This window comes from Halalkalibacter flavus (assembly GCF_036663575.1).
Classification (GTDB): domain Bacteria; phylum Bacillota; class Bacilli; order Bacillales; family Bacillaceae_D; genus Halalkalibacter; species Halalkalibacter flavus.
On the sequence record NZ_JAWRVK010000006.1, the window covers coordinates 131,552 to 145,399 of the forward strand.

The window sequence follows — 13,848 nt, forward strand, 5'->3', positions numbered from 1 at the left end:
CGCCGTGAGTGTGTAACCCAATCCTCTCAAGGCTTTTAAAAGATGTAGCGACTCTGCTCATTGCTTCGGGGGTGTTTCAAAAGGTCAAAAACAGACCTTTTGAAACACCCCCTTAATTATAAAGGTGCCTTTTTAATATGTTGTATTTCTTTATATGATATAGTAAAAGGATTAAAAATAACTTAAAGAGACAATACATAGGAGTGGAAATACATTGGTTAAATTAATTGCAATTGATATGGATGGTACATTACTTGGTGACGCGCATGAAGTAACAAAAGAAAATGCTAAAGCAGTGAAAGAAGCGCAACAATTTGGTGTTGAGGTTGTTGTTGCAACAGGACGAGATGAAAGAGAAGCTCGGTACCCATTAAAGCAAGCTCAAATTACCTGCCCTGTTATTAGTGTGAACGGAGCACAGTTTCGAGATAGAAATGAAACCCTATTATCGACGATCCCACTTCTAAAAGAAAATAGCAAAGAAATATTTGATATGTTACTTACACATGATATTTATTTTGAGTTATATACAAACAGAGGAACATTTTCTGATAACTATGAAAAGGCAATTCAAGCAGTTATTGACTTTTTCGTTTCATCAGGTTCTGATGAGGATTTTAAAACATTGCAAACGATGGCTAAAGAGCGATTTGAGATGGGATCGATATCTTTAGTGGGAAGTTATGATGAGCTACTAGATCAAGAAGATACGGTTATTTTAAAAGTATTAGCGTTTTCAAAAGACGAACAGAAACTAAATGAAGTAAGGGAGAAGCTTCATGAAATTCCAAACATAGCAGTTAGTGCCTCTGCTCCAGATAATATCGAGATTACGAATATTCAAGCTCAAAAAGGGATCGCTGTACAAGCTTATGCTAAACAACTAGGGATTTCCATGAATGAAGTAATGGTTATAGGAGATAGTTTTAATGATGTATCCATGTTTAAAGTGGCAGGATATAAAGTAGCGATGGGAAATGCGGAACAAGCGATCAAAGACCTTGCTGACTTTGTAACAAAGCAAAATGATGAAGATGGAGTCGCATTAGCCATTCGAAGGCAACTGAATGATAAGTAGATAAGAGGTGAAGGTGTGCGGACATTTGCTAAACCGAAAGTGGTAGTCAGTAAATGTATGGAGTTTGCTGCTTGCAGATATAATGGCGATCAAATAAATGAGCCTACCGTTAAGAAGCTAGCCGACTATGTTGAATTTATCCCTATTTGCCCAGAGATGGAAATTGGTTTAGGAACACCAAGAGAAGTAGTTCGGCTTGTTTCCAATGGAGATGAAAATAAATTAATTCAACCGAAAACGAATGAAGATTTGACGCTTCAAATGACGGAGTTTTCTAATGAGTTTCTAGAGGATATTGGTGAAGTAGATGGATTCTTGTTGAAAAATCGTTCGCCGACGTGTGGAATAACAGATGCAAAGGTGTATAGCGGAGTCGATAAATCTCCTGTTATTCGAAATGGTAGTGGAATCTTTGCTACTCGTATTGAGTACTTCTTTCCATTAAAGCCTCGTGAAGACGAGGGGCGACTTAGAAATTTCATTCTTAGAGAGCATTTTTTTACCCATTTATTTACGATTTCAGAATTTCGATCTGTTAAGCAAACGAAGAGCAAATCAGAACTGATTCTTTTTCATGCAAAGAATAAATACTTATTTATGGCTTATGATCAAGTCAAGGTGAAACAGCTTGGAAGAATCGTAGCCAATCATGATCACTTTTCCATTGAACAGATAATTGAAAATTACGAACGTGCACTAGATGAGTTGTTTATTAATCCTCCAAAGTCAACCTCACATATGAATGTTTGTCAGCATGTATATGGTTACTTTTCTAAACATCTTACAAAAGCTGAAAAAGATCATTTCTGTCAGTTGTTAGATCAGTATCAGAATCAAAAAATTCCATTAAGCAGTGTGCTTGGGATTCTTCATTCATGGTGTCATCGCTTTGAAAATGCATATTTATTAAATCAAACATATTTCGAACCTTATCCTATAGGGCTAATAGCAATTAGTGATTCTGGGAAAGGAAGGGCTTTATCGTAGGTTGGCTTTGTGTCAGCCTATTTTTTTTGCTGTCTGTGTCATTTTTTACATTAATTTCATAAGAATGTATTAATACAATAACAAAAAAGGTGTTGACTGATATAGAACAGTTGATATATAATAAAACCAAGATAAAGAGAAGAAAAATTCAAAATATTAAACAGAAGGGTGAGAGGGAAATGAAAAAAGTAAAAACAAATTCATCACAAAAGCCAGTGGAAATCAAGGAAGATCAATCGATTCTTGAATCTATTAACGATTATTATAGCCGTAATTAAGAAAAGAAAAAACAGTTCAGAGCTTCTTTTTAAAGAAGCTCTGTTTTTATTTAGTCTTCTGTTATGATACAGATCCTGCAATTGGGTGATATTTATACATGACTTTCCAAATTCAGGACATTTTTTAACAAAAGAATGGAAAGTTACTTGCAATCTACAAATAAATAGGCTATAGTTAAATTAACGGTCGTCAACTTCAGTTTAAAAGGTAGCGCTTTTCATTCAGCTGGCGCGGTCAAGGAGCCGCAAGGATGAACGAGAGGCAGGGCTTTCATCGTCTGGAGATTGATTGATGGATCCTTATATTTTTCCCATTAGAAACAAATTGCATCAATTAGCAGCACATAAAAGAGTTCAGTATTCACATGTTATAAGGGATATTCACTCGATTCGTGGTTGATGTTCCTTATAATATGTGAATTTTTATTTACCTCGGATTGTAAATACGATTGCATATTAAGTAAATAATTTTAAGATTGGGGTTTTTTAGCATGGCACAAACTGGTACAGTTAAATGGTTCAACGCAGAAAAAGGATTCGGTTTCATTGAAGTAGAAGGCGGAAACGACGTATTCGTACACTTCAGCGCTATCACTGGCGAAGGTTTCAAATCACTTGACGAAGGTCAATCAGTTGAATTTGAAATTGTAGAAGGCGACCGTGGACCACAAGCAGCTAACGTAGTAAAACTATAAATTGCTTTTAAAAGGCAGTGTCTCAATTATGAGACATTGTCTTTTTTTGTTTGTTCTAAGTTTAATAATAGGAGTTATGGATAAAGCGAATAAATGTGGCATGATTTAAAAAACGTGAATATAATAGTATTGTAAGGGCTTACATTGTATTGGTTGACGTAAACGAATAGGAACTGAAAAAGAAAAAGACCTTTTTCAGTTCTTCGATTAAGTAGCAATGGCTCCGCACGCTGCACGTCAGCTAAGAGAAACCCTCTCATAACTGACTTTAAAAAATGCAGCGGCTTCGCACATTGCTTCAAGGGAACTGAAAAAAAGAAAAAGACCTTTTTCAGTTCCCTTGGAACAGTCTATTGTTTCGGTTGAGTGTATACACATTAGTAATACCTGATTCGTACAATAAATGTGAGGGGTGTTCAAATGGAAGCAACGCATTATGATGATTTATCCATTTATGTTCCTAAAAACCAATTAGATAAGCTAATAAATGGGGTACTCCAAGATAAATATCGAATTTTTTGGGGATTCAATAAAGGGAGAATGATCTTAAACATTTACAATAGTGAAGTAAACAATAAATTAATCTTTAAAAGACATAAAGGGTTTCTTGAATTAGTAGAGGCGAAGCTTAAAAGTCCCAATGTATTAAAGCTATTGGACAATGATATTGACTTTACAATGAAAGCAGCCTCAAAAAATAGTAGTAACGTAAAAAGAAATAAAGAGACTGTTTATAACGAGATCGACCATTTTTTAATTGAATTGTCTTATTTCAAAAAAATTGGTGACGAGCAATCAATTAATAACATTAAAGATAAGTTAGCTGAGCTCACTCATGAATGGAACAGGCTAACATTATCCCGTTAGGAGGTTTATTACAGACAAAATGACCCGTTACTTTTAACAGACGTACGGGTCATTTTGTAAGCTGTTATTAATTAAACAAGGGGGTTAATGCTTTTGTTTGTTCAAGATGAATAAAAGCGTCATAACGCTCCGAAATTCTTGAAGGAACATAATTGCCTAAGTGTTCGTATTGGTTGTTGTAGACGACGCCAATGGCTCTATGACCTATTACTTCAGAAAATAAGGAGTGATTCGCCTTATTAAACATGATAAATTTATCGAATGCACCTGCTTGATGTAGCTCAGCTTCCCAACTTCCAGTTATCGCTTTAGGGACGTCCATTTTTTGTGCTTGTTTCCCCCATTTTTCACCTGCGATCACTGTTCCTTCGTACGTTCCAAAGCCAATCGAATAAACTTGATTAACTCCATACTTTTCTCGTGTTAACTGTCCAACGTTCACCATACCTTCTTCCGCCATATCTGTTGCACGGGCATCTCCAATATGTGTATTGTGTTCCCAAATGATTCCTTTTGCATTAGGACCATAGTAATTCGAAATTTGATCGAGCGCTTCAACCATATGTTCGTCCCTAATATTCCATGATTCGCTATCATTGGTTACCATCGTGCGGTAGTAGCTTTCTGCATTCTCTACAGCAAGTGCATTCATTTTAAGGTTTAAATCGGCTTCTGCGTCCTTTTCATAAATCGAACGATTGCTATGCATGGATTCTAGAAGGGTTACGAGTTCTTCAAAACAATCTTGAGCATAAAAAGTAGCCGAAACACCATACATTTGCATTTCTTTATGATACGGTTCAAAACAGGTGAAAGCTTCTTTTGCCTTTTCTAGATCAGGTGACTCAATTCTTTTAAGATAATCTACAATTTCAGACATGGACTCCCAAAGGCTATACACATCAATGCCGTGAAAACCAATTTTATCAGTTGCTTCTTTACCAGAGTTATAATGTTTTAACCATTCAAGGAATGAAACCATCTCAGCGTTAGCCCACATCCATGACGGCCAGCGTTTAAATGAGGAAAGAGCATCTGTTGCACTAGAATATGAATTTTTATAACCTTTAATGTATCGGTTTGTTTCATAACATGAAGGCCAATCTCCTTCTACTGCAATGAATTGAAATCCTTTCTTAGAGATGAGCCATTTTGAAATTTCAGCACGTAATGAATAAAATTCAGATGTGCCATGAGTAGCCTCTCCTAAAAGGACATAGTTTGCTTGGCTTGCCTGTTGTAATAATGGCTCTAATTCTTCTAAAGAATCAAAACGCTTGGCATGCTTTAAAATGGCTTTAGTAAGGTCCATCGTCTTTATCATAATTGTACTCCTTATTAGTGTAATTTTGTTTGATATTACTTGTAGTATGGAGAAATTACGACACAAATTAGTCATTTTTTAAAAAGAAAGGGTTTACAGATTATAAAAACGTGTTTATAATTTGACTTGCATACGTATTCAAATTTAAATATTTTTTATATTCAAGATGTAATGAACAAAATTTTTTATTTGATTATTTTTGAATACGTATGCAAAAAAGAAAGGGAGAGTGAACAAAATGGCTACTTTTTTTAAAACTGGTAAAAGTGAAGTGGAAATCAAAGAATCAAATACTAAGGTACAAGAAATAGTAAGTGGAATCATAAAAGATGTTGAGGAAAATGGTGACAAAGCTGTTCGTGCATTAGCTGAAAAGTTTGATAACTGGAAAGCGGAAAGCTTTCGCTTAACGGATGAACAAATTGTTTCAATTGTTAATTCAGTTCCTGAACAAACAATTGAAGATATTAAGTTTGCGCAAGCGCAGGTCCGTAACTTTGCAGAAAAGCAAAGAGAGTGTATTAAAGATCTTGAAGTAGAAACTTTGCCGGGTGTGACACTTGGACATAAAAATATCCCAGTGAATAGTGTAGGTTGTTACATTCCAGGCGGAAGGTATCCAATGGTTGCTTCAGCCCATATGAGTATTCTTACTGCCAAAGTTGCTGGAGTGAAGCGAGTGATTGGCTGCACACCTCCAATAAAAGGAGAAATCCCTGCTGCAACGGTAACAGCAATGTACTTAGCTGGCGCTGATGAAATTTACATTTTAGGTGGCGTTCAAGCTATGACAGCAATGGCTGTTGGAACAGAAACAATTGAGCCAGTAGATATGATTGTAGGACCTGGTAATGCGTTTGTTGCAGAAGCAAAGCGCCAATTATTTGGAAGAGTTGGAATTGACTTATTCGCTGGGCCAACTGAAACACTTGTTATCGCAGATGAAACATCAGATGCAGAAATCATTGCTACAGATTTACTTGGTCAAGCAGAGCACGGGCCAACATCTCCATCTGCGTTAATTACGACGTCTAAAACATTAGCCGAAGAAACAGTAAAAGAAATTGAGCGTCAGCTTGAAACACTGCCAACAGCGGATGTGGCAAGTGTAGCTTGGAATGATTATGGATCTATTATACTAGTAGATAGCCTAGAAGAAGCAGTAGTTGAAGCAGATAAACTAGCTTATGAGCACGTGGAAATCCTAACGGAAAACCCAGACTACTTTTTAGAGAACATGACAAACTTCGGTGCATTATTCTTAGGACCTGAAACAAATGTTGCTTATGGAGATAAAGTAATTGGAACAAACCATACACTTCCAACAAAAGGAGCAGCTAGATTCACTGGCGGTCTATGGGTTGGTAAGTACCTTAAGACATGCACATATCAAAAAGCTACTCCTGAAGCAAGTATTGTTGTCGGTGAATATGGTTCTCGTCTATGTGAACTTGAAGGGTTCATGGGACATAAGGCACAAGCTGACCTTCGTGTAAGACGTTACAAAAAAGAAAAAGTAAACAACTAAATATGATATAATTTCCCTGACTCAAGGGGGAATAAATATGACCAAAAAGAAAGTGACTTCAATGGATGTTGCTAAATTAGCGGGTGTTTCGCAATCGACGGTTTCAAGAGTTTTTGGTTCAGGTGCTAATGTATCAGAAAAAAAACGCAACCAAATTCTTGCTGCAGCAGACAGGTTAGGTTATCAACCGAATGCTATCGCAAGAGGTTTAATCACTAATAAAACAAAAATGATTGGGATCGTGATGAGGAACATCCAAAATCCATTCTATCCTGAAGTGCTTGAGAAATTTTATACAAAATTAGCGGAAAAAGGCTATCACTTAATTTTTATGAATTCAGAGCACAATCTGGTTGAAGAAGATGAAATCAGTCATTTGATCGAATATCACGTCGATGGGGTTATTATTACCGACGCTTTGCTTTCTTCATCTGCTGTCAAGCGTTTTCTAAAAAATGATATTGCCGTGATTCTTTTTAATCGTTATATAGAAAACTCTAATTATAGTGCTGTGTTTTGTGATAATTATTTTGCAGGTCAAGAAATTGCTAATTATTTAGTTAGAACGGGACATAAGCATTTTGCCTTTATTTCTGGCCCTTTAGAAACATCAACAACAATGGATCGGAAAAAAGGATTTGAAGAATCATTAGCGAAACATGGTTTTTTTGATGTAGCCGTTGAGATAGGTAACTATTCTTACGAAAGTGGATATGCGGCAGCGAAAACACTGCTACAATCAAAGAAACAAATCGATAGCATTTTCTGTGGAAATGATATCACAGCACTTGGAGCGATAGATGCGGCTAAGTCATTAGGATTACGAGTGCCAAATGATCTTTCTGTTATCGGATTTGATGATATTAGTATGGCTAGTTGGCCTTCCTATTCGTTAACTACATGGAAACAACCCGTTGATGCCATGGTTAATTCGACGGTTGAATTATTAATGAATGAGATGAATGAGGAAGAGAAAAAAGCATCTATACATGCTTTACCAGGAGAACTAATCATTAGAGATTCTGTTAAAGATCGATTGTAAATTAGTGGGCAAGAGATGAAAGGAAATCTTCTACTTCTGCCCACCTCTTTTTATAGATAAAAATTAGCATATGAAAAGGAAAGCGCTTTATTGGTTGTGTAAGATGAACTGCTAGTTTCAGAGCTTAGCAGGTTAAAGGAGAGAGAAAAATGCTAAGTTTTATTGGACTAATTGGTGGACTGGCTCTACTAATTATTTTGACGGTTAGGGGAATGAATTTATTAGTTGCTGCTCCTTTTGCAGCATTACTTTGTGCAATCTTTAGTGGCTTACCAATTTTTCCACAGTTGGCTGAAGCAGGAGCTGCTGACTTTTTAACGAGTTATATGAACACATTTTCTGGGTTTGTGGCATCATGGTTTTTAATGTTTTTAGTTGGTGCGATATTCGGGAAGTTAATGGAAGATAGTGGAGCAGCAGACAGTGTTGCTCGCTGGATCGTTGGGAAAATTGGAATGAAACAAGCAGCACTTGCTATTGTGATTGCGTGTGCGGTTCTTACGTATGGTGGAGTTAGCTTATTCGTTGTAGCTTTTGCAGTATACCCGATGGCTGTCAGCTTATTTAAGAAAGCAGATTTACCAAGACGGTTTATCCCTGCTGCGTTAGGGTTTGGGTCCGTTACTTTCACGATGACTTCTGCGGGTTCACCTGAAATTCAAAACTGGATTCCGATTGAATTTTTAGGCACTACGCCATATGCCGCTTGGGAAGTCAGTTTAATTGTTGCTGTTTTTATGATCATTTTTGGTTATTGGTGGTTAAAGCAGATGATTAAGAAAGCGGTAAACAATGGAGAAAGATTTGAAGCAAGAGACAATGATCCAGAAGATAGTCGTGAGGATCTACCAAATCCATATATTAGTTTAATTCCATTAATTGTTGTGTTAGTTGTCACCTTCATTACACATGGCTTCTTAGAAAAGTCAGCACTGATTATTGCTTTGTTATCAGGGGTGATTGCAACATATGTATTAAATTATAAATACTTCAGGAATTTCTCTAACGCTATTCAAGAAGGAACAACAGGGGCTCTAATTGCTATCGGGAACACAGCAGCTGTTGTAGGCTTTGGTGGAGTGGCAAGAGAAACGCAAGCATTTGCTGATGCTGTAGCATTTATGACAAACCTACCTGGTGATCCGTTAATTGGAAGTGCTGTTGCTATTTGTTTAATCGCAGGAGTAACGGGATCTTCTTCAGGTGGTCAAGCAATAGCCTTGCCACTTCTCGCTCCACATTATTTAGAAATGGGAGTGAATGCTGATGCGATGCACAGAACAGCGGCACTTGCATCTGGGGCACTTGATTCTCTTCCGCATGGGGGATATGCGGTAACGACAATACGTGCCATTGTAGGAGAAACACACAAAGATGCGTATCCAGCATTTGGAGCTTTAACGGTTGTTGTGCCTCTTTTAGGTGTCGTGTTAGCAATTGCATTATTTGCAATCGGACTATAATGAATAATAATGGTCCAGCATGAATGATTGATCGTGCTGGATCATTTTTTGTTTATTAAAATTACATTGAACGCTCCATAGGTGTATGCATAGCATAGATATTGTAACTATGTATCGAAGGGAGCGATTGTAAATGAATCATTATTCTCATAACCACTGGCAACAACCAGTAAGCCAATCAACTTGCCCAGGGTGGGAAATCCAAAAGCCAAAGCAAGCTGCTAAAGGATGTAAATGCGGTAAATGCGGGACCACTCCTATGGGTTATCCTGGGGCTGGTATACAACACGCGCCAGTTGGAGCAGGCCAAATGCCGGGACCAGGATTTTCAGTTGGAGGAATGCCTCACGCACCAGTTGATCAATGGGGAGCAGGCCAAATGCCGGGACCAGGATTTTCGGGTGGAGGAATGCCTTACGCACCAGTTGATCAATGGGGAGTAGGCCAAATGCCGGGACCAGGGTTTTCGGGTGGAGGAATGCCACACGCGCCAGTTGGTCAATGGGGAGCAGGCCAAATGCCAGGGGCAGGGTTTCCAGGTGCGGGAATGCCTCAAGTACCAGCTGGTCAATGGGGAGAAGCTGGACCAGGATTCCCTGGGCATGATGAACCATTTACACCGGATAGTGCTGACTGGCAAGCCGGTCAAACAACACAAATGAATCCATGGGATAATAACAACTGGAACAACAATAATTGGAATAACAATGATTGGGGAAATAATTGGGATTAATGGAAAACGTTAATCAATGGAGCGGTCTCTAAAGCCTAGAATAGAAATAGTTTGGCTTTGCCTTAAGAGTAAAAATCGCCCTCTCGAAGGCGCTGAAAAAGGTGAAAATCGTACCTTTTTCAGTGCACGCCTTCTCTCAAGGCTTTATGTTAATTCCTCTAAAATCCAAGGAGCTGCTGCTATTAAGTGAGGGAACACAATGTTTGCCTGTGCAGAATTATCTGTTTCATCACCGATAAATACAGTTTTACAACCGGCTTTTTTGCCTGCCTCGATGTCAGGTTCGCGATCTCCCACCATAATGCTAGATGGTAAATCTATATTATGGGTGGAAGCTAAATCCAAAAGCATTTGTGCTTCTGGTTTTCGACATGCACAACCGGCTTTAGGTTTATGAGGACAATACGCAATATCATCAATATAAGCTCCGTATTTTGCTAGTTCTTCTACCATTCTTTTGTGAACCTTTATTAAAGATGCTTCTTTCATAAAGCCAAGTCCGACACCACCTTGATTTGTGACAACGAATGTTGGAATACTTGCCTCGTTAAACAGACGTATTGCCTCACCAACGCCTTCTAATAAGTAAAATTGACTAGGGTTGTTCACGAATTTGACCCTTTTACTTAACACTTCATTTATAACCCCGTCACGGTCTAGAAAAACAGCTTTATTCATAATAACCTCCACTTTTTATAAACTAAAAAAATCGACTACATTGTTTATGATTTGCGTTAATTTGATTTTATTAAAAAGTTGTTATTAACATTGGATCCTCTTTTGACAAGAATATCTTTTGCTTTAGGGAAACAAAATAATCATTGCACGAAAATGATTATTGAGGGGCGATGCTTTGTGAAATGGCAAAAAGCACTACTAACAACACTTCAACGTCATCAAGGAAAAAAAATAGCGTTAGCGGTTGATACATCAACAAACGAAGTCAACACAGAATTAATTGATAACATCATTTCTTTATTTGCACAATTAAACCCGGAAACAAAACTCGTTCAGTCCGATTTTAAAATTAGAGATGTTTCTTCAATCGATAAAGCAAAATTGACGTATTATAAACACGGAAAATCTTCATATACGGAAGTTCTGGAGTGGGGAGAAACTGAAAATATCGACATTTTATTTTATATTACAGATGTAACGGGTTATTTTTATGAAGAATTAAAGGTAGATTATGACGTTATGTGGTTAGTTCCCAATGATTTTGTTCCTAAGGTGCCTTTTGGTAAGACACTTAAAATAGCATAAACGTAACATAAAGAGCATCAGGCTGTAATGAGACTGATGCTTTTTTGTGGCATAAAAAAAGAGGATAAGTCGTTTTGACTTATCCTCTTTCACTTAACGTTGGTTTTGGTTTTGGCCTAACATATCTTTAAGGGGTTCCATCATGTTCATGTTGCCCCCGCCATTATTTCTGTTTCTCAACATCGTATAGGCAGCCGCTCCAACTCCTAAGCCTACGACAGACATCATTAAACCATTTCCATTTCTTTTGCGTTTACGACCAAACATTTGCATTTTGTTTCCCCCTTCAAAATTGTTTGAATCTGTGTATCAAACATTAGTTATGATCAGTTTTTTTTTGCGGTGTTATGCGTCAAGTTCCTTGCCAACTTATGTTAGACAATAATTTCAGTTCAATATTTCATAAATTTACCAATCGAAAAAGCCTATAGTTTAAACAACTATGATGAACACTAATGAACAATAAAAATAAAAAACAAGGGAGTAAAAAAAATGAAAAGAACAATTATCAATGTCGCTTTAATGAGTGCATTTTTACTACTTATTGTCGGTTGTCAAGAAGATCAAAATGCAAGGGAAGGAGTAGGGGTTGGAGAAGGTCAAATTTCAAGTGATTTTACAACAGCATCAAGTGAACAATATCCTCACACAAAACCAATCCAAGTCCAACATGCAAAATATGACTTTGAAGTACAGCACTCTGTTCAATTATCTAGAGAAGAAATTGAAAGACTTTTACCTGGAGATGTGATGCAGCATTTGCCTGAGGGTGCCAATCAATTAACACCAGAAGATATTGCTCGGTTATTACCAGAAGGAGCAGGACTTTCTCCTGAAGACATTGCCGAACGTTTACGTAGAGGGATGCCACCAGGGCAAGGTGCTGGACCAGCTCCTGAGCCAGAAGTTGTTCAACCAGAGCAACCTGCACAACAACAACCTGAAGCGGGCCAACCAGAAGCCCCTGTAGAGCAACAGCCAGAAGCACCAGCAGATCAACAAGAAGAGACACCTCAAGCCGAAACAACTGAGGGAATTAGTGAGATAGAGCAAAGAGTTATTGAACTAACAAATGTTGAAAGAAGAAATAATGGGTTGCCAGATTTGCAGGCAGACGCACCACTTAGCAAAGTTGCGAGAGTAAAGTCGAATGATATGCAAGAAAATAACTATTTTTCACATACTAGTCCAACATATGGATCTCCTTTTGATATGATCAGGGACCACGATATTTCTTATCAAGCTGCAGCAGAAAATATTGCCCAAGGTCAACGTTCAGCAGAAGAAGTCGTACAAGCATGGATGAATAGTGAAGGACACCGAGCAAATATTTTAAATGGTTCTTATACACATATTGGTGTTGGATACCAAGAGAATGGGCACTATTGGACACAGATGTTCATAACTCGTTAAAAAAGAAGTAAAAACAGGTTCAAGTTAAGGGGCAATGAAGGTATTAACAACCTTAGTGCTTCCTCAAAGGAGCCTGTTTTTTTATTTTCTATAATTTGGCATCGAGAATCATCTCTAATAAACGTAACCGATCTCGATCATTCACATGATTAAACGTGCGATTTAAAAGATGATCCGAATCTACTCGATGCACAAAAACCAGATTTTCTTTTGGAACAATATCAATTGATTGGCCGTAACGTCCAATTGCTGAGTACAAACCTAAATCCTGAAATCGACCATTGTCCGCTACCCACCACATATACCCATATCCATATTCTTTAGAAGCTGGTACAGCTGTATGCTTAGATGTACTTGTTTTGATCCACTCATTTGGAATCAACTGTTGTCCAGCCCATTGACCATTTTGAAGATACAATTGCCCGAACCTAGCCATATCTCTTGCGGACATGCGGAATAAGTAAGATGGATGGATCGTACGGTTAAGCTCATACTTATAGAAAGAATCTTCCGGTGTATAGTCTTCCATACCAAGAGGAAGGGCAATTCTTTCATGAAATTCGCTAAAAAGATCTGTGTTCGTTTTTTCATTAAAGATTGTTCCTAAAACATTGAAATCCCAGTTATTATAATGAAAGTACGTTCCAGGTAGATGGGCTTCACGCTCTGGACGATTCCACCTCATCATTAATGATTCCTCGCCAGCCCTTAAAAAAATACCAGAACGGGAGGTGAGAAGGTCTTCGACTCTTGCTTGTTGTTCTAAAACGGATAAGGGGTCATGATCTGATACAGCTAGTTCCTCTAACGTATCATCTAGATGAATGATCCCGTTTTCAATATGAATGCCGTAGAGGGCACTTAAAAAGCTTTTCCTAACCGAATGAACATTGCTTTTTTTTGTGACATCTCCCCATTCGATGAGAACCTTTCCGTCATAAATGACCATGGCAGCAGTTGAGCCAAGTGAATCATAGAATTTTTTTGCTTCATGTAATTTCTTTTTAGACCAACCTGCTTCTTCTGGATAAGTGTGGTATTCCCAAGTTGAATCCCCTTGAGTGGTTGAATGTTTGCAACTAACAAGGCTGAAAGATAAAATAGGAACCATTCCTGCTAACAGCAAGAGTTTCCTTTTTCGTCCAATCATAATGATGCACCCTAACTAAAGTATGTT

General features: G+C 37.7%; 14 protein-coding genes. 10 read left to right on the plus strand and 4 right to left on the minus strand.

The features are described 5' to 3' along the window. Positions 1 to 214 precede the first annotated feature (214 nt). The 4 genes from SAY88_RS06230 to SAY88_RS06245 all read left to right on the plus strand — a co-directional run bounded on the left by SAY88_RS06230 (position 215) and on the right by SAY88_RS06245 (position 3,905). Positions 215 to 1,078 carry a Cof-type HAD-IIB family hydrolase gene (locus SAY88_RS06230; protein WP_332630250.1) on the plus strand — a complete coding sequence of 288 codons (864 nt, stop codon included), beginning with the start codon at positions 215 to 217 and terminating at the stop codon, positions 1,076 to 1,078. Between the two features lie 15 nt (positions 1,079 to 1,093). Next, entirely contained in the window at positions 1,094 to 2,065 is a 972-nt protein-coding gene (locus SAY88_RS06235; protein ID WP_332630251.1) for a YbgA family protein, read from the plus strand. Between the two features lie 769 nt (positions 2,066 to 2,834). Further along, positions 2,835 to 3,038, plus strand: a complete 204-nt coding sequence (gene cspD, locus SAY88_RS06240) for a cold-shock protein CspD (RefSeq protein ID WP_034633915.1) — start codon at positions 2,835 to 2,837, stop codon at positions 3,036 to 3,038. Positions 3,039 to 3,458: 420 nt separating this feature from the next. Further along, entirely contained in the window at positions 3,459 to 3,905 is a 447-nt protein-coding gene (locus tag SAY88_RS06245) for a hypothetical protein (protein WP_332630254.1), read from the plus strand. Positions 3,906 to 3,972: 67 nt separating this feature from the next. On the opposite strand, the gene SAY88_RS06250 is transcribed toward SAY88_RS06245, so the two are convergent. Next, complete coding sequence (locus SAY88_RS06250) at positions 3,973 to 5,229, minus strand: erythromycin esterase family protein (RefSeq protein WP_332630255.1); 1,257 nt, start codon at positions 5,227 to 5,229, stop codon at positions 3,973 to 3,975. A gap of 238 nt (positions 5,230 to 5,467) precedes the next feature. Here SAY88_RS06250 and hisD point away from each other — a divergent pair, with 238 nt between their 5' ends. From hisD to SAY88_RS06270, 4 genes are all read left to right on the plus strand, one after another. After that, positions 5,468 to 6,757 (plus strand): histidinol dehydrogenase, encoded by a 1,290-nt coding sequence (hisD, locus tag SAY88_RS06255; protein ID WP_332630257.1) that lies wholly within the window; start codon positions 5,468 to 5,470, stop codon positions 6,755 to 6,757. 37 nt (positions 6,758 to 6,794) lie between these two features. Next, the gene (locus tag SAY88_RS06260) at positions 6,795 to 7,799 is read left to right on the plus strand and encodes a LacI family DNA-binding transcriptional regulator (protein WP_332630258.1); all 1,005 of its coding nucleotides are present in this window, start codon (positions 6,795 to 6,797) and stop codon (positions 7,797 to 7,799) included. Positions 7,800 to 7,948: 149 nt separating this feature from the next. Beyond that, on the plus strand, positions 7,949 to 9,262 hold the full coding sequence (locus SAY88_RS06265) for a GntP family permease (protein ID WP_332630260.1): 1,314 nt from the start codon (positions 7,949 to 7,951) through the stop codon (positions 9,260 to 9,262). Between the two features lie 133 nt (positions 9,263 to 9,395). Next, positions 9,396 to 9,995 (plus strand): hypothetical protein, encoded by a 600-nt coding sequence (locus SAY88_RS06270; protein WP_332630262.1) that lies wholly within the window; start codon positions 9,396 to 9,398, stop codon positions 9,993 to 9,995. A 144-nt stretch (positions 9,996 to 10,139) separates the two neighbouring features. Here the strand turns inward: SAY88_RS06270 and SAY88_RS06275 are convergent, their stop codons facing one another. Beyond that, positions 10,140 to 10,673: a D-glycero-alpha-D-manno-heptose-1,7-bisphosphate 7-phosphatase gene (locus SAY88_RS06275; protein WP_332630263.1), complete on the minus strand. Its 534-nt coding sequence runs from the start codon at positions 10,671 to 10,673 to the stop codon at positions 10,140 to 10,142. 177 nt (positions 10,674 to 10,850) lie between these two features. Here SAY88_RS06275 and SAY88_RS06280 point away from each other — a divergent pair, with 177 nt between their 5' ends. Then, complete coding sequence (locus SAY88_RS06280) at positions 10,851 to 11,258, plus strand: VWA-like domain-containing protein (protein WP_332630265.1); 408 nt, start codon at positions 10,851 to 10,853, stop codon at positions 11,256 to 11,258. Positions 11,259 to 11,351: 93 nt separating this feature from the next. Here the strand turns inward: SAY88_RS06280 and SAY88_RS06285 are convergent, their stop codons facing one another. Continuing rightward, the gene (locus SAY88_RS06285; protein ID WP_332630267.1) at positions 11,352 to 11,531 is read right to left on the minus strand and encodes a DUF3918 family protein; all 180 of its coding nucleotides are present in this window, start codon (positions 11,529 to 11,531) and stop codon (positions 11,352 to 11,354) included. 219 nt (positions 11,532 to 11,750) lie between these two features. Between SAY88_RS06285 and SAY88_RS06290 the strand changes: the two genes are divergently transcribed. Beyond that, positions 11,751 to 12,671, plus strand: coding sequence for a CAP domain-containing protein (locus tag SAY88_RS06290; protein ID WP_332630269.1), 921 nt, complete (start codon positions 11,751 to 11,753; stop codon positions 12,669 to 12,671). 88 nt (positions 12,672 to 12,759) lie between these two features. Here the strand turns inward: SAY88_RS06290 and SAY88_RS06295 are convergent, their stop codons facing one another. Then, positions 12,760 to 13,821, minus strand: coding sequence for a serine hydrolase domain-containing protein (locus tag SAY88_RS06295; RefSeq protein ID WP_332630270.1), 1,062 nt, complete (start codon positions 13,819 to 13,821; stop codon positions 12,760 to 12,762). Positions 13,822 to 13,848 lie beyond the last annotated feature (27 nt).

Excerpts from the sequence above, each read along its gene's own strand:
- cspD (WP_034633915.1), top strand. The coding sequence starts at position 2,835 with ATGGCACAAACTGGTACAGTTAAATGGTTCAACGCAGAAAAAGGATTC.
- SAY88_RS06245 (WP_332630254.1), top strand. The coding sequence starts at position 3,459 with ATGGAAGCAACGCATTATGATGATTTATCCATTTATGTTCCTAAAAAC.
- SAY88_RS06250 (WP_332630255.1), bottom strand. The coding sequence starts at position 5,229 with ATGATAAAGACGATGGACCTTACTAAAGCCATTTTAAAGCATGCCAAG.
- hisD (WP_332630257.1), top strand. The coding sequence starts at position 5,468 with ATGGCTACTTTTTTTAAAACTGGTAAAAGTGAAGTGGAAATCAAAGAA.
- SAY88_RS06260 (WP_332630258.1), top strand. The coding sequence starts at position 6,795 with ATGACCAAAAAGAAAGTGACTTCAATGGATGTTGCTAAATTAGCGGGT.
- SAY88_RS06265 (WP_332630260.1), top strand. The coding sequence starts at position 7,949 with ATGCTAAGTTTTATTGGACTAATTGGTGGACTGGCTCTACTAATTATT.
- SAY88_RS06270 (WP_332630262.1), top strand. The coding sequence starts at position 9,396 with ATGAATCATTATTCTCATAACCACTGGCAACAACCAGTAAGCCAATCA.
- SAY88_RS06275 (WP_332630263.1), bottom strand. The coding sequence starts at position 10,673 with ATGAATAAAGCTGTTTTTCTAGACCGTGACGGGGTTATAAATGAAGTG.
- SAY88_RS06285 (WP_332630267.1), bottom strand. The coding sequence starts at position 11,531 with ATGCAAATGTTTGGTCGTAAACGCAAAAGAAATGGAAATGGTTTAATG.
- SAY88_RS06290 (WP_332630269.1), top strand. The coding sequence starts at position 11,751 with ATGAAAAGAACAATTATCAATGTCGCTTTAATGAGTGCATTTTTACTA.
- SAY88_RS06295 (WP_332630270.1), bottom strand. The coding sequence starts at position 13,821 with ATGATTGGACGAAAAAGGAAACTCTTGCTGTTAGCAGGAATGGTTCCT.